Annotated in this window: 24 protein-coding genes; 12 read left to right on the forward strand and 12 right to left on the reverse strand. The window is 53.4% G+C overall.

The genetic code is table 11. The features are described from left to right. Nucleotides 1-9: 9 nt before the first annotated feature. Nucleotides 10-675 carry a DNA repair protein RadC gene (radC, locus tag FDX24_RS09315; RefSeq protein ID WP_137364180.1) on the reverse strand — a complete coding sequence of 222 codons (666 nt, stop codon included), beginning with the start codon at nucleotides 673-675 and terminating at the stop codon, nucleotides 10-12. A 171-nt stretch (nucleotides 676-846) separates the two neighbouring features. Between radC and coaBC the strand changes: the two genes are divergently transcribed. The 3 genes from coaBC (at nucleotide 847) to slmA (ending at nucleotide 3,216) form a co-directional block, all read left to right on the forward strand. After that, complete coding sequence (gene coaBC / locus FDX24_RS09320) at nucleotides 847-2,067, forward strand: bifunctional phosphopantothenoylcysteine decarboxylase/phosphopantothenate--cysteine ligase CoaBC (protein ID WP_137364216.1); 1,221 nt, start codon at nucleotides 847-849, stop codon at nucleotides 2,065-2,067. Then, the gene (gene dut / locus FDX24_RS09325) at nucleotides 2,045-2,503 is read left to right on the forward strand and encodes a dUTP diphosphatase (protein WP_061066835.1); all 459 of its coding nucleotides are present in this window, start codon (nucleotides 2,045-2,047) and stop codon (nucleotides 2,501-2,503) included. The genes coaBC and dut overlap by 23 nt, the downstream gene beginning before the upstream one ends. Nucleotides 2,504-2,619: 116 nt before the next feature. Further along, nucleotides 2,620-3,216 (forward strand): nucleoid occlusion factor SlmA, encoded by a 597-nt coding sequence (gene slmA / locus FDX24_RS09330; protein ID WP_048213722.1) that lies wholly within the window; start codon nucleotides 2,620-2,622, stop codon nucleotides 3,214-3,216. A gap of 82 nt (nucleotides 3,217-3,298) precedes the next feature. Here the strand turns inward: slmA and pyrE are convergent, their stop codons facing one another. Then, nucleotides 3,299-3,940, reverse strand: a complete 642-nt coding sequence (pyrE, locus tag FDX24_RS09335; protein WP_061066836.1) for an orotate phosphoribosyltransferase — start codon at nucleotides 3,938-3,940, stop codon at nucleotides 3,299-3,301. A gap of 65 nt (nucleotides 3,941-4,005) precedes the next feature. After that, nucleotides 4,006-4,722 (reverse strand): ribonuclease PH, encoded by a 717-nt coding sequence (rph, locus tag FDX24_RS09340; protein WP_003024054.1) that lies wholly within the window; start codon nucleotides 4,720-4,722, stop codon nucleotides 4,006-4,008. A gap of 125 nt (nucleotides 4,723-4,847) precedes the next feature. Between rph and FDX24_RS09345 the strand changes: the two genes are divergently transcribed. Together FDX24_RS09345 and FDX24_RS09350 are read left to right on the forward strand one after the other, a co-directional pair. Then, nucleotides 4,848-5,711, forward strand: coding sequence for a YicC/YloC family endoribonuclease (locus FDX24_RS09345; protein ID WP_115642678.1), 864 nt, complete (start codon nucleotides 4,848-4,850; stop codon nucleotides 5,709-5,711). 258 nt (nucleotides 5,712-5,969) lie between these two features. Further along, the gene (locus FDX24_RS09350; protein WP_003024049.1) at nucleotides 5,970-6,587 is read left to right on the forward strand and encodes a trimeric intracellular cation channel family protein; all 618 of its coding nucleotides are present in this window, start codon (nucleotides 5,970-5,972) and stop codon (nucleotides 6,585-6,587) included. Here the strand turns inward: FDX24_RS09350 and ligB are convergent. Continuing rightward, nucleotides 6,584-8,263, reverse strand: coding sequence for an NAD-dependent DNA ligase LigB (gene ligB / locus FDX24_RS09355; RefSeq protein WP_137364181.1), 1,680 nt, complete (start codon nucleotides 8,261-8,263; stop codon nucleotides 6,584-6,586). The genes FDX24_RS09350 and ligB overlap by 4 nt on opposite strands. Before the next feature lie 261 nt (nucleotides 8,264-8,524). Here ligB and gmk point away from each other — a divergent pair, with 261 nt between their 5' ends. From gmk to recG, 5 genes are read left to right on the forward strand one after another with little or no spacing between them, the layout of a single operon-like run. Further along, the gene (gene gmk / locus FDX24_RS09360; protein ID WP_003024042.1) at nucleotides 8,525-9,148 is read left to right on the forward strand and encodes a guanylate kinase; all 624 of its coding nucleotides are present in this window, start codon (nucleotides 8,525-8,527) and stop codon (nucleotides 9,146-9,148) included. A 54-nt stretch (nucleotides 9,149-9,202) separates the two neighbouring features. Beyond that, the gene (gene rpoZ, locus FDX24_RS09365) at nucleotides 9,203-9,478 is read left to right on the forward strand and encodes a DNA-directed RNA polymerase subunit omega (RefSeq protein ID WP_000135058.1); all 276 of its coding nucleotides are present in this window, start codon (nucleotides 9,203-9,205) and stop codon (nucleotides 9,476-9,478) included. 18 nt (nucleotides 9,479-9,496) lie between these two features. Then, nucleotides 9,497-11,611, forward strand: a complete 2,115-nt coding sequence (spoT, locus tag FDX24_RS09370) for a bifunctional GTP diphosphokinase/guanosine-3',5'-bis pyrophosphate 3'-pyrophosphohydrolase (protein ID WP_003024038.1) — start codon at nucleotides 9,497-9,499, stop codon at nucleotides 11,609-11,611. Nucleotides 11,612-11,621: 10 nt separating this feature from the next. Beyond that, nucleotides 11,622-12,311 (forward strand): tRNA (guanosine(18)-2'-O)-methyltransferase TrmH, encoded by a 690-nt coding sequence (gene trmH, locus FDX24_RS09375; RefSeq protein WP_137364182.1) that lies wholly within the window; start codon nucleotides 11,622-11,624, stop codon nucleotides 12,309-12,311. A gap of 5 nt (nucleotides 12,312-12,316) precedes the next feature. Continuing rightward, nucleotides 12,317-14,398, forward strand: a complete 2,082-nt coding sequence (gene recG / locus FDX24_RS09380) for an ATP-dependent DNA helicase RecG (protein ID WP_137364183.1) — start codon at nucleotides 12,317-12,319, stop codon at nucleotides 14,396-14,398. A gap of 41 nt (nucleotides 14,399-14,439) precedes the next feature. Here the strand turns inward: recG and gltS are convergent, their stop codons facing one another. Further along, nucleotides 14,440-15,645 (reverse strand): sodium/glutamate symporter, encoded by a 1,206-nt coding sequence (gene gltS, locus FDX24_RS09385; RefSeq protein ID WP_003024029.1) that lies wholly within the window; start codon nucleotides 15,643-15,645, stop codon nucleotides 14,440-14,442. 225 nt (nucleotides 15,646-15,870) lie between these two features. On the opposite strand from gltS, the gene xanP reads away from it, so the two are divergent. Together xanP and FDX24_RS09395 are read left to right on the forward strand one after the other, a co-directional pair. Next, nucleotides 15,871-17,262: a xanthine/proton symporter XanP gene (xanP, locus tag FDX24_RS09390; protein ID WP_115642674.1), complete on the forward strand. Its 1,392-nt coding sequence runs from the start codon at nucleotides 15,871-15,873 to the stop codon at nucleotides 17,260-17,262. A 121-nt stretch (nucleotides 17,263-17,383) separates the two neighbouring features. Then, nucleotides 17,384-19,093 (forward strand): AsmA family protein, encoded by a 1,710-nt coding sequence (locus tag FDX24_RS09395; RefSeq protein ID WP_137364184.1) that lies wholly within the window; start codon nucleotides 17,384-17,386, stop codon nucleotides 19,091-19,093. A gap of 42 nt (nucleotides 19,094-19,135) precedes the next feature. Here the strand turns inward: FDX24_RS09395 and FDX24_RS09400 are convergent, their stop codons facing one another. The 7 genes from FDX24_RS09400 to FDX24_RS09430 all read right to left on the reverse strand — a co-directional run bounded on the left by FDX24_RS09400 (nucleotide 19,136) and on the right by FDX24_RS09430 (nucleotide 25,175). After that, nucleotides 19,136-19,813: a D-lyxose/D-mannose family sugar isomerase gene (locus FDX24_RS09400; RefSeq protein WP_137364185.1), complete on the reverse strand. Its 678-nt coding sequence runs from the start codon at nucleotides 19,811-19,813 to the stop codon at nucleotides 19,136-19,138. A gap of 49 nt (nucleotides 19,814-19,862) precedes the next feature. After that, on the reverse strand, nucleotides 19,863-20,723 hold the full coding sequence (locus FDX24_RS09405; protein ID WP_003827236.1) for a ketose-bisphosphate aldolase: 861 nt from the start codon (nucleotides 20,721-20,723) through the stop codon (nucleotides 19,863-19,865). An 80-nt stretch (nucleotides 20,724-20,803) separates the two neighbouring features. Continuing rightward, the gene (locus FDX24_RS09410) at nucleotides 20,804-21,655 is read right to left on the reverse strand and encodes a class II fructose-bisphosphate aldolase (RefSeq protein ID WP_137364186.1); all 852 of its coding nucleotides are present in this window, start codon (nucleotides 21,653-21,655) and stop codon (nucleotides 20,804-20,806) included. 11 nt (nucleotides 21,656-21,666) lie between these two features. Beyond that, on the reverse strand, nucleotides 21,667-22,758 hold the full coding sequence (locus tag FDX24_RS09415; RefSeq protein ID WP_115601288.1) for a PTS fructose transporter subunit IIC: 1,092 nt from the start codon (nucleotides 22,756-22,758) through the stop codon (nucleotides 21,667-21,669). Between the two features lie 26 nt (nucleotides 22,759-22,784). After that, nucleotides 22,785-23,105 carry a PTS fructose transporter subunit IIB gene (locus tag FDX24_RS09420; protein WP_003844521.1) on the reverse strand — a complete coding sequence of 107 codons (321 nt, stop codon included), beginning with the start codon at nucleotides 23,103-23,105 and terminating at the stop codon, nucleotides 22,785-22,787. A 19-nt stretch (nucleotides 23,106-23,124) separates the two neighbouring features. After that, nucleotides 23,125-23,595, reverse strand: a complete 471-nt coding sequence (locus FDX24_RS09425) for a PTS sugar transporter subunit IIA (RefSeq protein WP_003024008.1) — start codon at nucleotides 23,593-23,595, stop codon at nucleotides 23,125-23,127. Nucleotides 23,596-23,621: 26 nt separating this feature from the next. Further along, nucleotides 23,622-25,175, reverse strand: coding sequence for a transcription antiterminator (locus tag FDX24_RS09430; protein ID WP_137346528.1), 1,554 nt, complete (start codon nucleotides 25,173-25,175; stop codon nucleotides 23,622-23,624). Nucleotides 25,176-25,595 lie beyond the last annotated feature (420 nt).

Below are 25,595 nucleotides of genomic sequence, written 5' to 3' on the forward strand. Positions count from 1 at the left end.
TAAAGTGCGTTAAATCCAACCGCGTTCCGCAAAAGAAACGTACTCTCCGCGCCCAATTATCAGATGATCAAGCACCCGGATATCCATGAACTGACAGCATTTCACAACACGCTCGGTGATGAGTTTATCTGCTTTGCTCGGCTCTGCACACCCCGAAGGGTGATTATGCGCAAGGATCACCGCGGAAGCATTCATTTTTATCGCTGCGCGGACAATTTCTCGCGGATGCACCTCTACATGACTAAGCGTCCCGGAAAAAAGTTTGCTGTGTTTTATCACTCGATGTTGTGAATCCATGAAGATCACCAAAAAGATCTCGCGCTCTTCTTGTGACAGCTGACTTTGCAGAAACTCACGTGCCATTTCCGGGCTAAGTATCGACCTTTTTTCTATCACCCGCACGTCGTAGTAACGTCTTGCCAACTCAGCAATTCCCTTAAGCTGAGCGTACTTCGCAAGGCCAATGCCCTGGACCAGGCTAAAATCCATGTAGTCAGCCGACAACAGGCCGTAAAGCGAATCAAATTGTTGTAGCATTTCTTTCGCCAGCGTCAGGACATCTTTACCCAGCATCCCGGTGCGTAAAAAAAGCGCCAGCAGCTCAACGTCGGTCAGCGAGCTTGCCCCCTGTGCCAACAGCTTTTCCCGAGGCATTATACGTCCTGTATTTTCCATGCTTTCCCCTCCTTTCGCATCCGCATGGTGGCATAACACCAGCGGCAGATCGACGTTCTGTTCTCCATTCCTCGTGGCGCTTCGCAAAGTGGATCACGGTCAAAAGCACGATAAATGATGGAGTGTGATAAAATATCCGCCTTCTGGTGTAACCCAACAGGAAAGATCATGATGAGCCTGGCCGGTAAAAAAATCGTACTTGGCGTCAGTGGCGGTATTGCTGCGTACAAAACCCCTGAGCTGGTGCGTCGTTTACGGGAACGCGGCGCAGACGTCCGCGTGGCGATGACCGAAGCGGCAAAAGCCTTTATTACTCCCCTGAGCTTACAGGCAGTTTCGGGCTATCCGGTATCTGACAGCCTGCTCGACCCCGCTGCCGAAGCCGCGATGGGCCATATTGAGCTGGGGAAATGGGCCGATTTGGTTATCCTGGCCCCTGCCACGGCAGATCTGATTGCTCGCGTCGCAGCAGGTATGGCTAACGATCTGGTTTCAACAATCTCTCTGGCGACCCCATCCCCTGTTGCAGTGCTGCCGGCCATGAACCAGCAAATGTACCGCGCCGCCGCGACCCAGCACAATCTGGGCATTCTTGCTTCGCGCGGTTTGCTCATTTGGGGCCCTGACAGCGGTAGCCAGGCATGTGGTGATATCGGTCCTGGACGTATGCTGGATCCGTTAACGATTGTGGATATGGCGGCAGAACATTTTTCACCTGTCAACTCCCTGCAACATCTCAACATCATGATTACGGCGGGCCCGACGCGTGAACCGCTTGATCCCGTGCGGTATATTTCCAACCACAGCTCCGGGAAAATGGGATTTGCTATCGCGGCCGCTGCAGCAAAACGCGGGGCAAACGTCACGCTGGTGTCGGGTCCGGTTTCGTTACCCACACCGCCATTTGTCCAGCGCGTTGATGTGGTGACCGCACTGGAAATGGAAGCCGCCGTGCAATCTGCGGTGCAACAACAGCATATTTTTATCGGCTGCGCCGCAGTCGCGGATTACCGCGCTGAAACTGTCGCCCACGAAAAAATCAAAAAACAGGCGACGCAGGGCGATGAATTAACAGTAAAAATGGTCAAGAACCCGGATATTATTGCCGGCGTTGCCGCACTGGATGCTAACCGTCCCTTTGTCGTTGGGTTTGCCGCCGAAACAAATAATGTGGAAGAATATGCCCGGCAAAAACGCCTCCGCAAAAACCTTGATGTGATCTGTGCAAACGATGTTTCGCTTTCTACTCAAGGATTTAACAGCGATAGCAACGCATTACACCTTTTTTGGCAGGATGGAGATAAAGTCTTACCGCTTGAGCGCAAAGAACTCCTGGGCCAATTATTACTCGACGAGATCGTGACCCGTTATGATGAAAAAAATCGACGTTAAAATTCTGGACCCGCGCGTAGGGAAACAATTTCCGCTCCCGACGTACGCCACCTCTGGTTCTGCCGGACTTGACCTGCGTGCCTGTCTTGATGACGCCGTAGAACTGGCGCCTGGCGCAACGACGCTGGTGCCAACTGGGTTAGCCATCCATATCGCCGATCCCTCACTGGCCGCGGTGATGTTGCCACGCTCTGGTCTGGGTCATAAGCACGGTATCGTACTGGGTAACCTGGTCGGTTTGATTGATTCCGACTATCAGGGTCAGCTGATGGTATCCATCTGGAACCGTGGCCAGGATAGCTTCACCATTGAACCAGGTGAACGTATTGCACAGATGGTCTTTGTACCGGTTGTGCAGGCTGAATTTAATCTGGTGGAAGAGTTTGAAGCCACCGATCGTGGCGAAGGCGGCTTCGGCCATTCCGGGCGCAAGTAACCCGTAAAGAAGCATCCCGTAGCGTAATAACGCAATAACATACCGCAAACAGTCGTTTGCGGTCGCTGTGTGGATGCCTGCCTGGCAAGTGCTTATTTTCAGGGGTATTTTGTAACATGGTAGAAAAGCAAACTGCGAAAAGGAATCGTCGCGAAGAAATACTTCAGTCGCTGGCGCTGATGCTGGAATCCAGTGATGGAAGCCAGCGTATCACGACAGCAAAACTGGCAGCCTCTGTGGGCGTTTCCGAAGCGGCATTGTATCGCCATTTTCCCAGCAAGACCCGCATGTTCGATAGCCTGATTGAGTTTATCGAAGATAGTCTGATTACCCGTATCAATCTGATCTTAAAAGATGAAAAGGACACCGGCGCACGTCTGCGTCTGATCGTTCTGCTGATTTTAGGGTTCGGTGAACGTAACCCCGGTCTGACGCGCATTCTGACCGGGCATGCGCTCATGTTTGAACAGGATCGTCTGCAAGGCCGTATTAACCAGCTTTTTGAACGCATTGAGGCACAGTTGCGCCAGGTTCTGCGAGAAAAAAGAATGCGTGAAGGCGAAGGTTACGCCGTAGATGAAACGCTGCTGGCCAGTCAGTTACTGGCTTTCTGTGAAGGTATGTTATCTCGTTTCGTGCGCAGCGAATTTAAATACCGTCCAACGGATGACTTTGACACCCGCTGGCCGTTGGTTGCCGCACAGCTGCAGTAACGACTTCGTTTTATCCGGCCTACGTAAGCCGTAGGCCCGGTAAGTGCGTAGGCCGGATAAGCGCAGCGCCATCCGGCAGTTCTTATACCCCAAACTCTTCGCGATACGCCCGTACTGCGGCCAAGTGTTCTGCCATTTCAGGTTTTTCTTCCAGATAAGCAATCAGATCTTTCAGGGTAATGATAGAAATCACCTTGCAACCATAATCGCGTTCCACTTCCTGAATCGCTGAAATCTCGCCGCGACCGCGTTCCTGACGATCGAGAGAAATGAGTACCCCTGCCAACGTCGCGCCATTTGCCTGGATTATCTCCATGGATTCACGAATCGCAGTACCGGCAGTGATCACGTCATCCACCAGCATGACACGCCCCTCAAGTGCGCTACCGACCAGATTGCCACCTTCACCGTGGGTCTTCGCCTCTTTACGGTTAAAGCAGTACGGCAAATCTTTATCGTGGTGTTCAGCCAGCGCAACGGCCGTTGTAGTCGCAATCGGAATACCTTTGTACGCTGGGCCAAACAGCAAATCGAACTCAATACCGGAATCCACCAGCGCTTCGGCGTAAAAACGGCCTAACAGAGCCAGGTCGCGCCCGGTATTAAACAGTCCGGCGTTGAAGAAATAGGGGCTTTTACGCCCGGATTTCAGCGTAAACTCGCCAAACTTTAGTACCTGCTTGCTAAGCGCAAACTCAATAAACTGGCGCTGATACGGTTTCATGGATTCGCTCCTCATCTCACTTTATTACAGACAAAAAAAAGGCGACTCATCAGTCGCCTTTAAAATCAATTTTCTAACGCCGCCTTCTGCGTCGCTACAATGGATTCGATTCCCCCTCGGGCCAACGCCAGTAGGGTGAGAAGTTCTTCATGGCTGAATGGCTCGCCTTCCGCCGTGCCTTGTACTTCAATAATACGGCCGTCTTCAGTCATCACCACGTTCATGTCGGTTTCTGCGGCAGAATCTTCAACGTACTCGAGGTCACAGAGCGCTTCACCGTTAACAATCCCCACGGAAACCGCTGCAACCATCCCTTTCATCGGGTTAGTTTTCAGTTTACCGCTCGCGACCAGCTTGTTCAGCGCATCAGCCAACGCAACGCATGCACCGGTAATTGATGCGGTGCGCGTACCGCCATCTGCCTGGATAACATCGCAGTCCAGAGTAATGGTGAACTCGCCAAGGGTTTTCAGGTCAACTGCGGCACGCAGCGCACGCGCAATAAGACGCTGGATTTCCATGGTACGACCGCCCTGCTTACCTTTTGCCGCTTCACGGGCGTTACGGGTGTGCGTGGCGCGTGGCAGCATGCCATATTCTGCGGTGATCCAACCCTGGCCCTGACCTTTCAGAAAACGCGGTACGCCTTCATCAATAGAAGCGGTACATAGCACTTTGGTATCACCAAATTCGACCAGCACGGAGCCTTCAGCGTGTTTTGTATAATTACGGGTCAGGGTGACGGGACGCACCTGATTGGCACTACGACCTGCTGGACGCATGATAAAATCTCCGGCTTGAAACGAATGTGGCTGCGCATTATACGGACTTCCGACTGTTATTCCTATCCTGACAAGACGTGGATGGCTATAATCCTCCCATCTCATCTTTAAAAACAGGAACGTCTATGATCCGCAGCATGACCGCTTACGCCCGGCGTGAAATCAAGGGTGAATGGGGTAGCGCTACCTGGGAAATGCGCTCGGTAAACCAGCGTTATCTGGAAACTTATTTTCGCCTGCCGGAGCAGTTCCGTAGTCTCGAACCCGTAGTTCGCGAACGTATTCGCACGCGTCTGACGCGCGGTAAAGTCGAATGTACGCTGCGTTTTGAGCCTGATGCCAGTGCACAAGGCGAGCTGATTCTGAATGAAAAACTCGCTAAACAGCTCGTTAGCGCTGCTAACTGGGTCAAAATGCAGAGTGATGAAGGTGAAATTAACCCGGTTGATATCCTGCGTTGGCCTGGCGTAATGGCAGCCCAGGAGCAAGATCTGGACGCCATTGCCGCCGAAATCCTCGCCGCGCTTGACGGTACGCTGGATGACTTCGTCGTCGCGCGTGAAACCGAAGGTCAGGCGCTGAAAGCGCTGATCGAGCAGCGTCTGCAAGGCGTCAGCGCTGAAGTCACCAAAGTGCGCGCACATATGCCGGAAATCCTGCAATGGCAGCGCGAGCGTCTGGTAGCCAAACTGGAAGATGCTCAGGTGCAGCTGGAAAATAACCGCCTTGAGCAAGAGCTGGTGCTGATGGCACAGCGTATCGATGTGGCTGAAGAACTGGATCGCCTGGAAGCCCACGTCAAAGAAACCTACAACATCCTGAAGAAAAAAGAGGCCGTTGGCCGTCGTCTGGACTTCATGATGCAGGAATTCAACCGTGAGTCGAACACTCTGGCATCAAAGTCTATCAATGCCGAAGTGACTAATTCCGCGATTGAACTGAAGGTATTGATCGAGCAAATGCGCGAACAGATTCAGAATATCGAGTAAGTCACCATCTCACGTAGCCCGTCAATAAACGGCGGCGCTACGTGCCTTTCCCGACGCTTCAGTTCTCATCTATGCGACCAGAATTATATTTTCTCATCATTTATCATCACCACCCATATCACAAAGCGCATGCCATAACGTGTTTACAACAATTTCGCATTAGCTGTAGTTATTAAAATCACTTCACCTTAGAAAATCTCAATCGTGACAATGCGCACAAATCGTTAACCTTAGCCCCCAGCAAATCAGGGGGAATACATGCTGTTACACGTTTTATATTTAATTGGTATTACTGCCGAAGCCATGACCGGTGCGCTTGCGGCTGGGCGTCGTCGTATGGATACATTTGGCGTCATTATCATTGCCACCGCGACAGCCATTGGCGGTGGTTCAGTACGCGATATTCTTCTCGGCCATTATCCGCTCGGCTGGGTAAAGCACCCTGAATACGTCATTATCGTAGCCACTGCCGCGGTACTGACCACCATTATTGCTCCTGTCATGCCCTACCTGCGTAAAATCTTCCTCGTCCTGGATGCGCTGGGCCTGGTGGTCTTTTCTATTATTGGCGCTCAGGTGGCGCTGGATATGGGCCATGGTCCGATTATCGCCGTGGTCGCTGCGGTCACTACCGGGGTTTTCGGCGGCGTATTACGCGATATGTTCTGTAAACGCATCCCGCTGGTGTTCCAGAAAGAACTGTATGCCGGCGTATCATTTGCCGCTGCCGTGCTGTACATCGTGCTGCAGCATTATGTCTCCAGCCACGATGTAGTAGTTATCTCCACCCTGCTTTTCGGCTTTACCGCCCGACTACTGGCGCTGCGCCTGAAGTTAGGACTGCCGGTGTTTTACTATCGTCATGAAGGGCATTAAGGCATAAAGCCCGTGATCCGCTGAGCAGCTAACCAGTTGCTCAGCGCTGTGATCTCCCTATTCTCCAGCCACTGCATCACCTGCCGAGCCCGCCGCTCCCCCATGAAAGGAAGCTGCCGCCAGCTTTGTTCATCGCGTTCTTGCAATTGCTGCCACGAACCATCCCGGCTGGCATTCAGCGTTGCCTGTGTTAACGGTATTCCCATGGCAATCACCCAGCGCGTGAACGGAAGATCGCGTGACAGGTTGAATTGATGCCATAACTTCTCCCCTTTGCTTACACCAAATGTGGACTGTAGTTGTTCCTGAGTTAGCCCGAGCCAGGAAAAGATATGCTCAAAGCGATACGCCTGGTGGAGCTCCCGCCATCCCGCCTCGCCGATGCCCTCCAGCCCCAGTACCTCTTTGGCTCCCAGCCAGACCAGTCTGGCAACAAACTGTTCCTGGCACTCCGCTGTGGCATAAAAACAGGTTAATGAATTGAAGCGCCCCTCAGGTGGCACTGGCTTAATACGCTGGGTACTGCGCCAGACCACTTCATCTATACGGGGGATCCCTTGTCCAGCCAGGCTCACCAGAATCTGATCGCCAGGCGCGATATCCCATTCATTCCAGCGTCGAACGGAGCCAATATTGACGCGCTGTACGCGTTTATCATCCAGCATGACGGGAGTCAGCAATGCAACCACCGCAATTTTCCCGCTTTTGCCAACAGAGAACTGAATACCCGTCACCTCAGACACTATGGCCACGGGAGGATATTTCCACGCTGCCAGCCAGTCTCCCTGTCCAGGGAGCCAGTATCGCGCCTGCGGCTCTTTTCCCGTTCGCACAACTACGCCATCCGTCACAAAAGGTAATGCTGAACTCCACCAACTGGCGCGTGCTTGCTCGACATCATCTGCACTCTTCACGGCCCTGGTAAAATGTTGCGTAAAACTAAAACCGGCAGCAGTGAGTTGTTCCAGTCTTTCCGACATGGCAGCCGGTCCATCGGGCCACGCCCAGATAAAAATAGCCAGCGAGCGTAACATTTCCGGATTGCTCTGGCGCATCATCATTCCAGCAACCTTCGAGCGGGCGTTCATTCCCCCTCTCTGCTGTTGGATATGCCCTTCCTGCTGCAAAAATATCTCACCCTGCAGAGTACTGTTAGCGAGCTGTCCCTTGGTGATATGGGGTACGGAAGGGATCTGAAGAACCTTTTGCGTCCAATCTTCACCTTTCAGGCCGTTACCACGGCTAATCGCCCGGACCAAATTGCCATTGCGATAAACCAGCGTCACCGCCACGCCATCCACCTTCGGCTGTACCCAGAGATCGCTGCGGGCTTTCATCCATTGCTGTAGCGCTTGCTTATCGGCAAGTTTTCGAACTCCCGTATGGGGAACAGGGTGCGAGACGGTGCCACTTATTGGGGGCGCAGACAGATCTGTTTTGGCTTCATCGCCAAAACAACGTTGCCATTGGATGAGTTGCGCATTGAGCTGGTCATAAACGCCGTCGTCTACGGCACTTTCACCCTGTTTCCAGTAACTGTCATTCCACTGTGTTATCTGCTGCTGTAGTCGTGAAATTTCCTCATTTGCCCGGGCAGGCGACCAGACGGGGCAAACCGCCCATACAGGTAAATTCCAGACCAGCAAAACCAGCCCTATGCATTTCCATGATCCCATGCTACCTCCGCTGAACACTGCATTTCCCGGCAGATATAGCGCGAAGTGAAAGGGAAGCAGAGCGGCAAATATTCACTCTGCGGGCAGCATTCCTGACATTTGCACGTATTGCTGCAAATCGCGGATAAAACAGGAAACTGGTACGCAAAACGCAATAAACATGCGCAAAAAGTGTGACAAAGGCTACGTAGCAAAGCGGCTACGTGTATAATAAGCCCGTATGTAGGCTCTCTTTCGACAATCACATACATTAAGATACTCATGGCTCAAGGCACGCTTTATATTGTTTCTGCCCCCAGTGGCGCGGGTAAATCCAGCCTGATTCAGGCTTTATTAAAGACCCAACCGTTGTATGACACCCAAGTTTCTGTTTCGCACACCACGCGCGCACCGCGCCCGGGGGAAGTGCACGGTGAACACTATTTCTTTGTGAACCATGATGAATTCAGAACCATGATTGGCAGAGACGCGTTCCTGGAACACGCGGAGGTTTTCGGTAATTACTACGGCACCTCACGTGAAACCATTGAGCAAGTATTGGCATCCGGCGTAGACGTCTTTTTAGATATCGACTGGCAAGGTGCGCAGCAAATTCGTGAAAAAATGCCGCATGCGCGCAGTATTTTTATTTTGCCGCCATCTAAGATTGAGTTGGATCGCCGTCTGCGTGGCCGCGGTCAGGATAGCGAAGACGTGATCGCAAAACGTATGGCGCAAGCTGTTGCAGAAATGAGCCATTACGCCGAATATGATTATCTTATTGTGAACGATGATTTCGATACCGCCCTGGGCGATTTGAAAACCATCATTCGCGCCGAACGTCTGCGCATGAGCCGCCAAAAGCAGCGTCATGACGCTTTAATCAGCAAACTGTTGGCAGACTGAACCCACATTCAGTATCATGCCCAGTCATTTCTTCACCTGTGGAGCATTTTAAGTATGGCACGCGTAACTGTTCAGGACGCTGTAGAGAAAATTGGTAACCGTTTTGACCTGGTACTGGTCGCCGCGCGTCGCGCTCGTCAGATGCAGGTAGGCGGAAAGGATCCGCTCGTACCGGAAGAAAACGATAAAACTACCGTTATCGCGCTGCGCGAAATCGAAGAAGGTCTGATCAACAACCAGATCCTCGACGTGCGTGAGCGCCAGGAACAGCAAGAGCAGGAAGCCGCTGAATTACAAGCCGTTACCGCTATTGCTGAAGGTCGTCGTTAATCACAAAGCGGGTCGCCCTTGTATCTGTTTGAAAGCCTGAATCAACTGATTCAAAACTACCTGCCGGAAGACCAGATTAAGCGTCTTCGGCAGGCGTATCTCGTTGCACGTGACGCTCACGAGGGCCAGACACGTTCAAGCGGTGAACCCTATATCACGCACCCGGTAGCGGTAGCCTGCATTCTGGCCGAGATGAAACTCGACTACGAAACGCTGATGGCTGCGCTGCTGCATGACGTGATTGAAGATACCCCAGCCACCTACCAGGACATGGAGCAGCTTTTTGGTAAAAGCGTTGCAGAGCTGGTAGAGGGGGTATCGAAGCTTGATAAGCTTAAGTTTCGCGATAAGAAAGAGGCGCAAGCTGAAAACTTTCGCAAGATGATTATGGCGATGGTGCAGGATATCCGCGTCATTCTCATCAAACTTGCTGACCGTACCCACAATATGCGCACGCTGGGCTCATTACGCCCGGACAAGCGTCGCCGCATCGCCCGTGAAACCCTCGAAATCTATAGTCCGCTGGCACACCGTTTAGGTATTCATCACATTAAAACCGAGCTGGAAGAGCTGGGTTTTGAAGCGCTGTACCCGAACCGCTATCGCGTGATTAAAGAAGTGGTTAAAGCCGCTCGCGGTAACCGTAAAGAGATGATCCAAAAAATCCTCTCGGAAATCGAAGGGCGTTTGCAAGAGGCAGGCATTCCGTGTCGCGTAAGCGGGCGTGAGAAGCACCTGTACTCTATCTACTGCAAAATGGTGCTCAAAGAGCAGCGTTTTCACTCCATCATGGATATCTACGCTTTTCGCGTTATCGTTCATGATTCCGATACCTGCTATCGCGTACTCGGCCAGATGCATAGCCTGTACAAACCACGTCCTGGTCGCGTGAAAGACTATATCGCCATTCCAAAAGCGAACGGATATCAGTCTTTGCACACCTCAATGATCGGCCCTCACGGCGTTCCGGTTGAAGTACAAATTCGTACTGAAGACATGGATCAGATGGCAGAAATGGGTGTGGCGGCGCACTGGGCTTACAAAGAGCACGGCGGTGAAAGTAGCACCACCGCACAAATCCGCGCTCAGCGCTGGATGCAAAGCCTGCTGGAACTGCAGCAGAGTGCCGGTAGCTCGTTTGAATTTATTGAAAGCGTCAAATCTGATCTCTTCCCGGATGAGATTTATGTTTTCACACCGGAAGGGCGGATTGTTGAACTGCCTGCCGGTGCAACGCCTGTCGATTTCGCCTACGCCGTGCATACCGATATCGGTCACGCCTGCGTCGGCGCACGCGTCGACAGACAGCCTTACCCGCTTTCACAACCGCTCTTTAGCGGTCAGACCGTTGAGATTATTACCGCGCCGGGCGCACGTCCGAATGCAGCATGGCTCAACTTCGTCGTCAGTTCGAAAGCGCGCGCCAAAATTCGCCAGTTGCTGAAAAACCTCAAGCGCGATGATTCCGTCAGTCTGGGGCGTCGACTGCTCAACCATGCTCTGGGCGGTAGCCGAAAACTGGCTGAAATCCCGCCAGAGAGCATCCAGCGAGAGCTTGAGCGCATGAAGCTCGCCACGCTTGACGATCTGCTCGCAGAAATCGGTCTGGGTAACGCCATGAGCGTGGTGGTAGCGAAAAACCTCCAGCAGGGCGAAGCAACAGCGAACGTACCGGCACAATCTGGCCATGGTCATCTGCCGATCAAAGGCGCAGACGGCGTGCTGATCACCTTCGCGAAATGCTGCCGTCCAATTCCAGGCGATCCCATCATTGCCCACGTCAGTCCGGGTAAAGGTCTGGTGATTCACCATGAGTCCTGCCGTAATATTCGTGGCTACCAGAAAGAGCCAGAGAAGTTTATGGCGGTGGAATGGGATAAAGAAACAGAGCAGGAATTCATCACCGAGATTAAGGTGGATATGTTTAACCACCAGGGTGCTCTGGCGAACCTGACGGCGGCAATTAACACGACCACCTCCAATATTCAAAGTCTGAATACGGAAGAGAAAGATGGCCGCGTCTATAGCGCCTTTATTCGCCTGACCGCTCGCGATCGCGTGCACCTGGCGAATATCATGCGCAAAATTCGCGTCATGCCGGACGTGATAAAAGTCACCCGTAACCGTAACTAGAACACGTTTTATGAATGAACAGCGCTATGCACGTATCCGCGAAATGCTCGCACGTCGTCAGCCCGATCTGACCGTCTGCATGGAAGAGGTCCACAAGCCTCATAACGTTTCCGCTATCATTCGTACTGCAGATGCGGTCGGCGTGCATGAAGTCCACGCCGTCTGGCCGGGTAGTCGTATGCGCACCATGGCCTCTTCTGCCGCAGGCAGCAACAGTTGGGTGCAGGTGAAAACTCACCTTACCATTGGCGATGCGGTCACACATCTAAAAAGCCAGGGCATGCAGGTCCTGGCAACCCATCTGTCAGATAAAGCCGTGGATTTTCGCGAGATTGATTACACACGCCCCACCTGCATCCTGATGGGCCAGGAGAAAACCGGCATCACTCAGGAAGCGTTGGATCTGGCTGATCAGGACATCATCATTCCCATGACTGGCATGGTGCAGTCGCTGAACGTTTCGGTCGCCTCCGCGCTAATTCTGTACGAAGCACAACGCCAGCGGCAAAACGCTGGGATGTACCGACGAGAAAACAGCATGCTGCCACAAGACGAGCAACAGCGCTTACTGTTTGAAGGCGGTTATCCTGTGCTGGCGAATGTCGCTAAGCGCAAAGGCCTTCCCTACCCTCACGTAAACACGCAGGGCGAAATCGAAGCCGATGCAACGTGGTGGGCCACTATGCAGTCTGCGAGATAAACGCGATGAAAGGCCGTTTACTGGATGCCATCCCACTCAACTCTCTGACCGGCGTTGGCGCAGCGCAAAGCAGTAAACTGGCGAAAATTGGCCTGCACACCGTACAGGACCTCCTGCTACACCTCCCCCTGCGTTACGAAGACCGTACTCATCTTTACCCTATCGGCGAGCTGCTACCGGGCGTCTATGCCACCGTTGAAGGCGAAGTGCTGAACTGCAATATCACCTTCGGCGGTCGCCGGATGATGACCTGTCAGATCAGCGATGGTTCCGGCATTCTCACCATGCGCTTTTTCAATTTCAGCGCAGCAATGAAAAACAGTCTCGCCACCGGGCGTCGGGTACTGGCCTATGGCGAAGCCAAACGCGGGAAATACGGCGCAGAGATGATCCACCCGGAATACCGCGTGCAGGGCGATCTCAGCACGCCGGAATTGCAGGAAACTCTCACTCCGGTTTACCCGACAACCGAAGGCGTGAAGCAGGCCACGCTGCGCAAGCTGACCGATCAGGCACTGGATCTGCTCGATACTTGCGCCATTGCCGAACTGCTGCCACCAGAGCTGTTACAGGGCATGATGAGCCTGCCCGAAGCACTGCGCACGTTGCACCGCCCCCCACCGTCGCTGCAACTCAGCGATCTGGAAACAGGACAACATCCGGCGCAGCGACGTCTGATTCTCGAAGAACTGCTCGCACATAACCTCAGCATGCTGGCATTACGCGCCGGGGCGCAGCGTTTTCATGCCCAGCCGCTGAGCGCAAACAATGCGCTGAAAGATAAGCTGTTGGCGGCGCTACCATTTAAACCGACTGGCGCACAGGCCCGCGTTACCGCTGAGATCGAACGTGATATGGCACTGGATGTCCCAATGATGCGCCTGGTACAGGGCGATGTCGGCTCCGGTAAAACGCTGGTTGCGGCGTTAGCCGCCCTGCGCGCTATCGCACATGGTAAGCAGGTAGCGCTGATGGCTCCCACCGAACTGCTGGCTGAACAGCATGCGAATAACTTCCGTAACTGGTTCGCGCCGCTGGGCGTTGAAGTGGGCTGGCTGGCGGGCAAGCAGAAAGGCAAAGCGCGTCTGGCGCAACAGGAAGCCATTGCCAGCGGTCAGGTGCAGATGATTGTCGGTACTCATGCAATTTTCCAGGAACAGGTTCAGTTCAACGGTCTGGCACTGGTTATCATCGACGAACAGCACCGCTTCGGGGTGCATCAGCGTCTGGCGCTGTGGGAGAAAGGCCAGCAGCAGGGTTTCCACCCGCACCAGCTCATCATGACCGCCACGCCGATTCCGCGCACCCTGGCGATGACCGCCTATGCCGATCTCGACACCTCAGTAATTGATGAACTCCCACCGGGACGCACCCCGGTCACCACGGTGGCGATTCCGGATACCCGCCGCAGCGACATCATTGATCGCGTGCGCAACGCCTGTACCCACGAAGCGCGCCAGGCATACTGGGTCTGTACGCTGATTGAAGAGTCTGATCTGTTAGAAGCTCAGGCAGCAGAAGCAACGTGGGAAGAGCTTAAGATTGCGCTGCCAGAACTCAATATTGGCCTGGTACACGGCCGTATGAAGCCCGCCGAGAAGCAGTCGGTAATGGCGGCGTTTAAACAAGGTGAACTGCATCTGCTGGTTGCCACCACGGTGATTGAAGTGGGCGTGGACGTGCCAAACGCCAGCCTGATGATTATTGAAAACCCGGAGCGCCTGGGCCTGGCCCAGCTGCATCAGCTACGTGGCCGCGTAGGTCGTGGCGCGGTGGCCTCCCACTGCGTCCTGCTCTACAAATCACCGCTGTCAAAAACTGCGCAAAAACGCCTGCAGGTTCTGCGCGACAGCAACGACGGATTCGTTATTGCGCAAAAAGATTTAGAGATCCGCGGCCCCGGCGAGCTGTTGGGTACTCGCCAGACCGGAACGGCAGAATTCAAGGTCGCGGATTTACTGCGCGATCAGGCGATCATCCCGGAAGTTCAGCGCATTTCCCGCCATATTCATGAACGTTACCCGCAGCAGGCGGTGGCGCTGATTGAGCGCTGGATGCCGGAAACCGAACGCTACTCCAACGCATAGTGATTCATAGCGGCGGCGGATGTTACCCCGCCGCACAGCCGTTATTGCGCAAAAATCGGTAACAGCAGATACAGCTTAATCACCAGCGCGTTGACGATATCGATAAAGAACGCGCCCACCATCGGCACCACCAGAAACGCCATATGGGATGGTCCAAAACGTTCGGTAATTGCCTGCATGTTGGCAATCGCCGTTGGCGTCGCGCCGAGGCCAAAACCGCAGTGCCCGGCTGCCAGCACGGCGGCATCGTAGTTCTTACCCATCATGCGCCAGGTGACGAATATCGCATACAGCGCCATGAAAATGGTCTGCACAACCAGGATTGCCAGCATCGGCAGGGCCAGTGAAGCCAGCTCCCACAGCTTCAGGCTCATCAGCGCCATCGCCAGGAACAATGACAAACTCACGTTACCCAGTACTGAAACCGCACGCTCGAACACCCGATAAAAGCCCAGTAATGCCAGACCGTTACTGAGGATCACCCCAACAAACAGCACGCAGACGAAGGTCGGCAGTTCCAGCACCGTTCCGACCAACATTTGCGCAACGATTTTCCCCACCGTCAGGCAGATAGCGATCAACGCGATGGTTTCAATCAGCACCAGCGAGGTGATCATGCGCCCGACGTCCGGCTTTTCAAATGCGGTCGGCACGGCCTGATCGTCCGGCATGCCATCTGGCGTGGTGGAGTGTTTGACCAGATAGCGCGCAACAGGACCACCAATCAAGCCGCCCAGCACCAGGCCAAACGTTGCGCAAGCCATCGCCACTTCAGTCGCATTGGTGAAGCCATAACGTTCAATAAACAGCTTGCTCCACGCGGCCCCGGTTCCGTGTCCACCAGAGAGGGTGATCGAGCCAGCGATCAGACCCATCAGCGGGTCCAGGCCCAGCAAGGTCGCCATACCAATACCGATGGCGTTTTGCATAAGCAGCAGGCCAACAACCACAATCAGAAAGATACCCACCACACGGCCACCAGCGCGCAGGCTGGCGATATTGGCGTTCAGGCCGATGGTGGCGAAGAAGGCCAGCATCAACGGATCACGCAGGGTCATGTCGAAGTTCACTTCCCAGCCCATGCTTTTTTTCAGCACCAGCAGCGCAATCGCCACCAGCAGGCCGCCCGCAACGGGTTCAGGGATCGTGTATTTTTTCAGGAAGGAAACAGACTGGACGAGCTTACGTCCCAGCAGCAACACCAGGGTTGCCGCAACCAGTGTTGATAACGTATCGAGATAAAACATTTACAGCTCCATTAGTGCGTTTAGCACAATCACGCACGATGCATTCCAGACCGATTTTTAGCTCTTATTGAGTTTTCGGGGTGGATTTTAAGCAGAAAATGATGAAAAGTTATATAAAAATGTTTGTTTATCCGTTTTAAATATTAAGAATACCTGCTAGCAAACGTTTGCTTTTCTGCCCTGGTCAGATAAAATCACCGCTTTTCCACCATGGGATTGCCTCTGATGTCCGTTAACGCCGTAGAGTCAACAAATGCGCAACCGGTTGCGCAGACTCACAACAGTGAACTGATTTACCGTCTTGAAGATCGCCCCCCGCTAGCCCAGACTCTGTTTGCCGCCTGCCAGCACCTGCTGGCCATGTTCGTCGCGGTGATCACGCCTGCCCTGCTTATCTGCCAGGCGCTCGGTTTACCGGCTCAGGATACTCAACACATTATCAGTATGTCGCTGTTCGCATCCGGCGTGGCTTCTATCATTCAGATCAAAGCCTGGGGGCCGGTAGGCTCAGGGCTGTTATCCATTCAGGGCACCAGCTTTAACTTTGTTGCACCGCTGATTATGGGCGGTACGGCGCTAAAAACCGGCGGCGCAGATGTCCCAACCATGATGGCGGCACTGTTCGGTACACTGATGCTGGCAAGCTGCACCGAGATGGTTATCTCACGCGTACTGCATCTGGCGCGCCGTATTATCACCCCACTGGTTTCAGGCGTGGTGGTGATGATCATCGGCCTGTCACTGATTCAGGTGGGCCTGACGTCGATTGGCGGCGGTTACGCGGCAATGAGCGACAACACCTTTGGCGCGCCGAAGAATTTGATGCTGGCTGGTGTCGTGCTGGCGCTGATTATCCTGCTTAACCGCCAGCGCAACCCGTACCTGCGCGTTGCGTCACTGGTGATTGCAATGGCGGCGGGTTATCTGCTGGCCTGGTTTATGGATATGCTGCCGCAAAATACCGCACCGGTAAGCCAGGATCTGTTGATGGTGCCGACGCCGCTCTATTATGGCCTGGGCATTGACTGGAGCTTACTGCTGCCGCTGATGCTGGTCTTTATGATTACCTCGCTGGAAACCATCGGCGATATTACGGCCACCTCTGATGTCTCCGAGCAGCCGGTTTCTGGTCCGCTGTATATGAAACGCCTGAAAGGTGGCGTGCTGGCGAACGGTCTGAACTCGTTTGTTTCTGCCGTGTTCAATACCTTCCCAAACTCCTGTTTTGGTCAGAACAACGGGGTTATTCAGTTAACGGGCGTTGCCAGCCGCTACGTCGGTTTTGTGGTGGCGCTGATGTTAATCGCGCTGGGCCTGTTCCCGGCGGTCAGCGGTTTTGTACAACATATTCCTGAGCCAGTACTGGGCGGGGCAACGCTGGTAATGTTCGGTACTATTGCCGCATCCGGCGTGCGTATTGTGTCCCGCGAGCCGCTGAACCGCCGCGCGATTCTGATTATCGCGCTGTCGCTGGCCGTCGGCCTGGGCGTCTCCCAGCAACCGCTGATCCTGCAGTTCGCCCCGGACTGGGTGAAAAACCTGCTCTCTTCCGGCATTGCCGCAGGCGGTATTACCGCTATCGTTCTGAACCTGATTTTCCCGCCTGAGAAGCAATAAGCAAAATGCGGCGTTGGTTCTGAATCAACGCCGCTGTAACGCTCTTTCACCATTCCCGCCTTGAGCATTGCGCCTAAATCGTGCATAACTTGACTATGTGCACTTCGCGGGATGGAAGACCATGAAATTTATTGGAAAGCTGCTTCTTTACGTGCTGATCGCCCTTGCAGTGGCGATCCTCGGCCTTTATTTTCTACTGCAAACCCGTTGGGGCGCAGAGCACATCAGCGCCTGGGTTTCACAGAACAGCAGCTACCATCTGGCCTTTGATACCATCGATCACCGGTTTTCTTCCCCTTCCCATATTCTGCTGGAAAACGTCACCTTTGGCCGGGATGGTCAGCCCGCCACGCTGGTCGCCAAAACGGTCGATATTGGACTCAGTAGCCGACAAATCACAGACCCGCTGCACGTAGACACCATTTTGTTGCAAAACGGCACGCTGAATCTTTCCCAGCAAACCGCGCCGTTGCCGTTTCAGGCCGATCGCCTGCAATTGCAGGATATGGCGCTTAACAGCCCCGGTAGCGAGTGGAACCTCAGCGCCCAGCGCGTTAACGGCGGCGTCATTCCCTGGAGCCCTGAGGCAGGTAAAATTCTCGGCAGCAAAGCGCAAATTCAGCTCAGCGCCAGTTCGTTGACGCTCAACGATGTCCCGACCACCAACGTCTTGATTGAAGGCAGCATTGACCATGACCGGGTGACGCTTAGCAATATTGGCGCAGACGTGGCGCGTGGAGCATTAACCGGCGTAGCGCAACGCAATGCCGACGGGAGCTGGGTAGTGGAGAATCTGCGCCTGAACGATATCCGGCTGCAAAGCGACAAATCGCTGGCCGACTTTTTTGCCCCGTTAAGCACCATTCCTTCCCTGCAAATTGGTCGTCTGGAAGTAACGGATGCCCGTCTGCAAGGCCCCGACTGGGCGGTGACGGATCTCGATCTGAGCTTGCGCAACATGACCTTCAGCAAGGACGACTGGCAAACTCAGGAAGGAAAATTGTCGATGAACGCCAGCGAGTTTATCTACGGCTCTCTGCACTTCTTCGATCCGATTCTGAACGCCGAGTTCTCACCCCAGGGCATTGCGCTGCGCCAGTTCACCACCCGCTGGGAAGGCGGTATGGTCAGAACATCCGGAAACTGGCTACGCAGCAACAAAGCGCTGGTCCTCGATGATGCCGCTATTGCCGGTCTGGAATACACGCTGCCGGAAAACTGGAAGCAGCAGTGGATGAAACCTCTGCCAACATGGCTAAACAGCCTGACGCTGAAGAAATTCAGCGCCAGCCGCAATCTGGTAATTGATATCGACCCGAGTTTCCCGTGGCAGCTCACCGCGCTTGACGGTTACGGCGCTAACCTCGGGCTGGTACAGAACAATCAGTGGGGGATCTGGAGCGGGAGCGCCACCCTCAACGCCGCTGCTGCTACCTTTAACCGCACGGATGTACGTCGTCCTTCGCTGGCGCTGACGGCGAACAACAGCACCATCAATATCAGCGAACTGAGCGCCTATACGGAAAAAGGGCTGCTGGAGGCCACCGCCAGCATTTCGCAGTTGCCTCAGCGCCAGGCTCAGATCAGCCTGAACGGACGTGGTGTGCCAATGATGATCCTGCAGCAGTGGGGCTGGCCCGCACTGCCGCTTTCCGGCGATGGTAATATTCAGCTTACCGCCAGCGGCAATATTCAGGCCGATGCGCCGCTCAAGCCAACGGTCAGCGGCCAACTGCATGCGGTGAACGTGGAGAAACAGCAGGTCACGCAGACCATGCAGGCGGGCATGGTTTCAGGGAGTGAAGTCACAGCACCACCACCTGCGCAATAATTTATTGCCCGGTGGCGCTTCGCTTACCGGGCCTACTCACGCTCATAAACGAATATATTCACTGCACAACAGCCACTTCACCGGCTCATCCTCTTCAATCACCGGGAAGCGACCGCCAGGTTCAAGAAAGTGGTTGTCGTGCTGATCGTCATTGACCATCGAGATTTCCCAGCCCAGCACAAATGCTTTCTCCGCCCAAAAGCGATGATACAGCCGCGGCGGCAGGCACACGCCCTGCCCCGGTTTCAGCACCAGCGTCTCACCGGGTTTCACACTATGCCGCTGACCATCGACGCTAACTTCAACAATACGCCGTGCGTCATACCCGTCATCAGGCGTGGCCCATGCCAGCTGCATACATAAGTCACCGCCGCCGCGATTCACGATATCTTCCATTTTATGGCGATGAAAATGCCATGGCGTTTGCTGATCCTGCTGAATTTGCAGCATCTTTTCAGCATACGGTTTGAGATAACCCGCTGACCCTGGCTGACCATTGCGCAACGTCAGTAACGTCAGTCCCGTTTGCGCAAAATCTCCACGCCCAAAGTCGGTAATGTCCCAGCCCAGCTGGAGATCGCGCACTTCACGCCACAGAGTTTGATCCTGTTGCCGCCAGACGTCAGCCGTAAAATACGCAAAGTCAGGCAGACAAACCCTAAAAGTCTCGGCAATGGCATGCGCTTTATCGACGGCATAATTAATATGTGAACGCTTCATTCCACTTTTCCTTGTTGCGAAAGAGGCGGGTCGCCCCGCCTGCATGCCGTTAGTAAAGTGATGCTTTGCCGGTTGAACCGAACAATTTCATTTTGTGGCGGATCACGTCCCGCGCGGCGCTAATGGCTTCTGGGTAGATTACGTTCGGGTCCCACCAGGTTTCTTTCGCCAGGATTTCGCGGACTTTCTGGAAGTAGGCGTATTTCATATCGCTGGAAATGTTGATTTTGCCAACACCCAGCGTCACGGATTCGGCAATTTCCGCATCCGGGTTCGCGGAACCACCGTGCAGCACCAGCGGAATATCCACACGCCCGGCGATGTCGCGCAGGATGTTCATTTGCAGCTCTGGCTGCATCCCTTTCGGGTAGATCCCGTGCGCGGTTCCAATCGCCACCGCCAGCGTGTCTGCACCGGTTCGGGCGATAAAATCCTCTGCCTGAGCAGGATCGGTATAAGTAACCTTCGACACGCCGCCTTCCACTGACGTCCCGGTCTGACCAATCGTACCCAACTCCCCTTCCACAGAAACACCTACCGCATGCGCCAGCTTGACCACTTCGCGGGTCAGCGCCACGTTCTCTTCATACGGCAGCAGCGAGCCATCAATCATCACCGAGGTAAACCCACACTGAATCGCCCGCAGAACATGCTCAACCGAAGCGCCGTGGTCCAGATGCAGAGTAAACGGCACTGGGCTACGCATCGTGATATCACGGACGTAGCTAAAAAACGCATCGCCGACAAAATCATGTTCACTGGGGTGAATAGAGATAATCGCCGGGGTGTTGGTCGCTTCCGCTTCTTCCACAACTGCACGTACAAAGCAGCTGTCCGCCACGTTGAATGCGCCGATGGCAAAACCGTGCTGACGGGTAGGTTGCAGTAATTCTTTCATCGAAACTAACATGTTAATTCTCCAGTTTCAGGGTGTAGAAAGCCCTGCCAGTGCGTCATCGCAGAGGCATAGAAGGCGTTACAGAAAATGAATCAGGCTTTGCCGATAGCGCCGCTGGCCTGTAGATACGGAATAATGGCTTCCTCGCAGGCCTGCTCCATCAGGGCGAGGGCATCAACAAGTTCACCGGATGTGTCACGACACAGGGTATGCAGCAGCGCAGCCTTTCCGGCTTCGAAAACCGCTGCGCCAACGTTTATCTTGGCGACGCCAAACATCGGACAGCGCTGTAGCTGATCAAACGGCGTCCCGCTGCCGCCATGCAGCGCCAGAGGTACCGTAGATAACCGGGCAATTTCCTCCAGCCGCTGGAAATCAATGGCTGGCGTAACGCCCGGCGCGTACATGCCGTGCGCTGTACCCACCGACACCGCCAGCAAATCGATCCCGGTCTGTTGGATAAAGGGTTCCACATCGGCGGCCTGAGTCATCAAATCAGCGTTAGCGGCATGGTCATAGCGCGGAGCATCTGCCAGATGGCCCAGCTCGCCTTCCACGCACAGAGAAACGCTGGCTGCGAGCTCAACCACTGCACGGGTCTGGCGAATATTCTCCTCCAGCGCAAAGGCGGAGGCATCGATCATTAACCCGCTGAATCCGGCGCGAAAAGCCTGACGAATGCGTACAGGATCCTTTCCATGATCCAGCGCCAGCGCGACCGGTACCGAGGCTTCCTCTGCCAGCGTTTTGACGACCGCAGCGGCTATCGGGGCCGGAAAATGCTCCAGATGCCCCTGATACAGATTCAGAATGATGGGCGCACGGTGTTTCTCTGCCACCCGAACCGCCGCGCGGGCGCTTTCCAGGTTCATGCAGTTGATGGCCAGCAGCGCGTACTGCTCGCGCCAGGCTTTCGCCACCATGCTTTTCATATCGGCAAACATACGGCCTCCGGTTATTCCAGGGTGAAGGTGATCTCTTCGTCTTTCAGTTTTTGATCGCTGAGTTCATCAAACTCTTCGTCACGCTCGGTCACCGGTTTCTTCCACAGCGACAATATGACACCGCAAATCACTGTGCCGATCCCCAGCGCCAGGCAAAACAGCAGTGGATGCGTAAAGAGCGGAACCACAAACATGCCGCCGTGCGGTACCGGGCTTTCGACACCCCACACCATAATCAGGCCGCCCGCAATCGCCGAGGCCACCACGCAGGAGCCCACCACGCGCAACAGATCGCGCGCTGCAATCGGAATGACCCCTTCGGTAATCATGCAGATCCCCATCGGGAATGCCGCTTTCAGCGCCTCGCGCTCCGCACGGGTGTATTTGTGACGCGTCAGCAGGAAAGAGAGCGTAATGCCGAACGGAGGGATCATCGAGCCAACAAACTTCACCGCTTCCGGACCGTACACACCGCTGACCAGCATGCCGTCAGCAAACAGCGACATGGTTTTATTCACCGGTCCGCCGAAGTCGAATGTCGCCATCGCACCGAGGATAGCGCCCATCAGAAAGCGGGATCCGCCCTGCATGGACTCCAGCAGATGAATCAACGCGTCCTGCAGCCAGGCTATCGGCTTGCCAATCAGCGTCATCATCAACAGGCCGCCAATGACGGTACTCAGTACCGGCAACACCATGATGGGCATCAGCCCCTGCATCGACTGTGGCAAACGGATATAGCGCTTAAGAAGCAGTACGGTATAACCGACCAGGAACCCGCCCAGCATCCCGCCGATAAAACCGGTATGAATTTCGCCGCAAACAAAGCCGACAATCAGGCCCGGCGCAAATCCGGGACGATCGGCAATGGAGTACGCAATCGCCGCACTAATCAGCGGTACGATTAACCCCATCCCCCAGCCGCCAATCTGGTTGAGCATCCAGGGTATGGTTCCTGTTTTTTCACCCACGTTAGTGCCGCCAAGTATTTGCCCGAGAGCAATACAGATCCCGGCGGCGACAATTAACGGGATCATCCACGAAATTCCCGTTAATAAATGTCTTTTTATTTCCTGAGATAGCGGAATTTTATTTTCACTCATGTGAAATCCCTCCAGAATGAGGATCGCTACTGGTTATTATTAACTAATGATTTTTCGACCTTTTCAAGAAACTGAATGGGCGATTTTATGACGATTTCGGTTTTCACTCGCACAATGCGTTTATTTGAAAATCGTTCCTCCCCTTTTATTTTGACATCGACAGCAAGAATTACGACATCAGCTGCAGAAATATCCTCTGTCAGCAGTTCGTTTTCCGTGCCGATAGTTCCCTGGGTTTCAACTCTTATATTATGACCAAGCGCTTTAGCACCTTTAATTAGCTTCTCACGAGCAATATAGGTGTGCGCAATACCCGCCGTACAGGCGGCAACACAAACAATATTCATAACATGCTCCACATTTTAATTAGCAGACATTGGATTCAGCATATTGGCTAAAAAGCTCAATAATTTTCTGTGGACTGCTTTCGACTAACAGTTGTTCAATAATGTCGTCATCCGCCAACGCGCCGGCAACCTGCGAAAGCAGACGAATATGTGTAGTGTTTTGATCCTCAAGGCGTACGGCAAACAGAATGATGCAGCGCACGTTGCTACCATCCAGGGTTTCCCAGGGAATATCCTGGCGGGTACGCCCAATTGCCAGCGTGGTATTGACCACCGCCGAGGATTTTCCGTGCGGGATCGCAATATGATTTTCGAAGCCGGTCGAGCCTTCTGATTCACGCTGCCAGACATCCTGAATAAACGTTTCCCGACAGCTAATTGCCCCATCTTTTTGCAGAATATCCGTCAGTTCCTCAATAGCCTCCGTTTTGTTTGTGGCCTTCATGTCCAAAATAACGCGATTTGTATTGAGTATTTTCGTGATGTCCATCAATCATACCTCATGGAGTTCAGACATTAATTTTCGACGACCAGCGACGTCGCCCGATGTAATTTTTCCGTAATAACCGTTTCTGTTACCCGCTTAATATCTGCATCATTGAAAAAGGCGGTGACATACACGACCGGCATAGCAACGGCAGGTAAATTTATCGTCGATACCACCAGTTCAATATCGTCCGTCAGTACGGAGGGCAGGCTGCCTGCCGATACCACGCCGACGATAGTCCAGTCCGGAAAGGCGCGCAGAATACGGCTTTTGAGTAAGTGAGAGGTGCCAATACCGGTTGAGCAGACCAGCAGCACGCGCTTACGCGCTATCTGCCGCTCCATTGCGGCTTGAAAATGCACGGTTAAATATCCCACCTCATCTTCCGACACGGACCGCTCGCCCCAACCGCTAAACACCCGATTCACCGCGCACTGGGTCAGACGCCACACGTCCTGCAACTCGCCTTTAATATCCTCCAGCAGCGGATTACGAATGCGGATCTGGTAGTTCAGGCGGTTAATCAGCGGCTTAATGTGGATCAGCAATCCGTCATAAAGCGCCGTGTCCTGGCTAAGATCGCTGTCGACCATCTCGGCAAAGGAGGCAATCAACCGATGGGTAATCAAACGCGCTTCGTCGCTGGAGTGCATATGGCCAATCACACTCACGTCGTTATGCTCTTCAATTACCACGCCGGAAGAGATAATGTATTGATAAATAAACCAGACTTCGTCTTCCGGCAGCGGGTGGGCAATGCGTTTTTCAATATGCTGAATCATCCGGCTGGCAATGGAAAAAATATTCTCGTCACATGAGGTGATATTTTCATCTTTTCTCGGCAGCGCATTGCCCCGCGTGATGCGGTACATCATGATCAAAATATGGGTAAAGATATTGACGTAATAAGGCTCGCCCAGAGACCAGCACAGGTCGTTCTCCATTTCCTGTAACAGCGTCTGGACAAATAAAACGTCTTCTTCGCCAAAGTAATGCACTAAGGCTTTATAACTGCCCGGGTCAAGGCGTGAATAAACCACGTTACCAGGTTCATTATGGTTAATCACGCCGTTAATCAGCGACGCCATTGCCTGGCGCACACCGCTCTCGCTGCCTTCGATATGCGTGCCGCTCTGACTGCGAATCAACGACAGGCCCAGTGGGGTAATCCAGGATTCAATTACTTTCAGATCATTAACAATCGATGCGCTACTAATGAAATAACGTTCGGATAATTTACTGATCGACGTTTCATGCGGCGTTTCGCTTAATAATTGTGAGGCTATCTTGACTCGCCGTGAATTATTCATCATGCCGTCAGTATCATCACCCTCCGATCCTAATAACTGGTCCATATATAAAAGGTCGGTAATATTATCGGAACTTAATATCACCCCAGCACCAGCACGTTTATCGATGGTTATTTTCCATTCTGATAACCATGGTTCCAGTAAGCGCAGATCGCGCTGCACAGTTTTCTCTGAAACAGATAAATACTCGGCAATTTTCAGCAGCGTGACATATTCCTTCTTAGACAGAAGAAACTTTAATAATCTGTTTTGTCGCGAGGTAATCATTTGCATTATTTACCCTTATTACATACCAGATTAAATATCTATACCCGTCATACTTCAAGCTGCATGTGCGTTGACTTTCCTCGCTCACCCCAGTCACGTACTTATGTACGCTCAGGGGATTCGCTGCGTCGCCGCCTTCCTGCAACTCGAATTATTTAGGTTATAAAGAAGCATTTATGCTCCACGTGTAATCCGTGATGATAAATATAAGAGGACTACGATGCGCCAACAATACTAAATCGTGTCCAGTAATCCGGACAGAAATAAGACAAAAAGAGGAAATAGTGAGATATTTACGGCGCAGATCACATTTTTCGCGGGAATCAGAGTGATACCGCTCGCAAATATGCAGAGATAAAAATTTAATTCAGGATGTTTTGGATTTTCAGATCTGGAATGCTGCTCGCAGCGTGGGCCGGATAAAAC

The organism is Citrobacter sp. wls716, assembly GCF_005280975.1.
Taxonomy (GTDB): domain Bacteria; phylum Pseudomonadota; class Gammaproteobacteria; order Enterobacterales; family Enterobacteriaceae; genus Citrobacter; species Citrobacter youngae.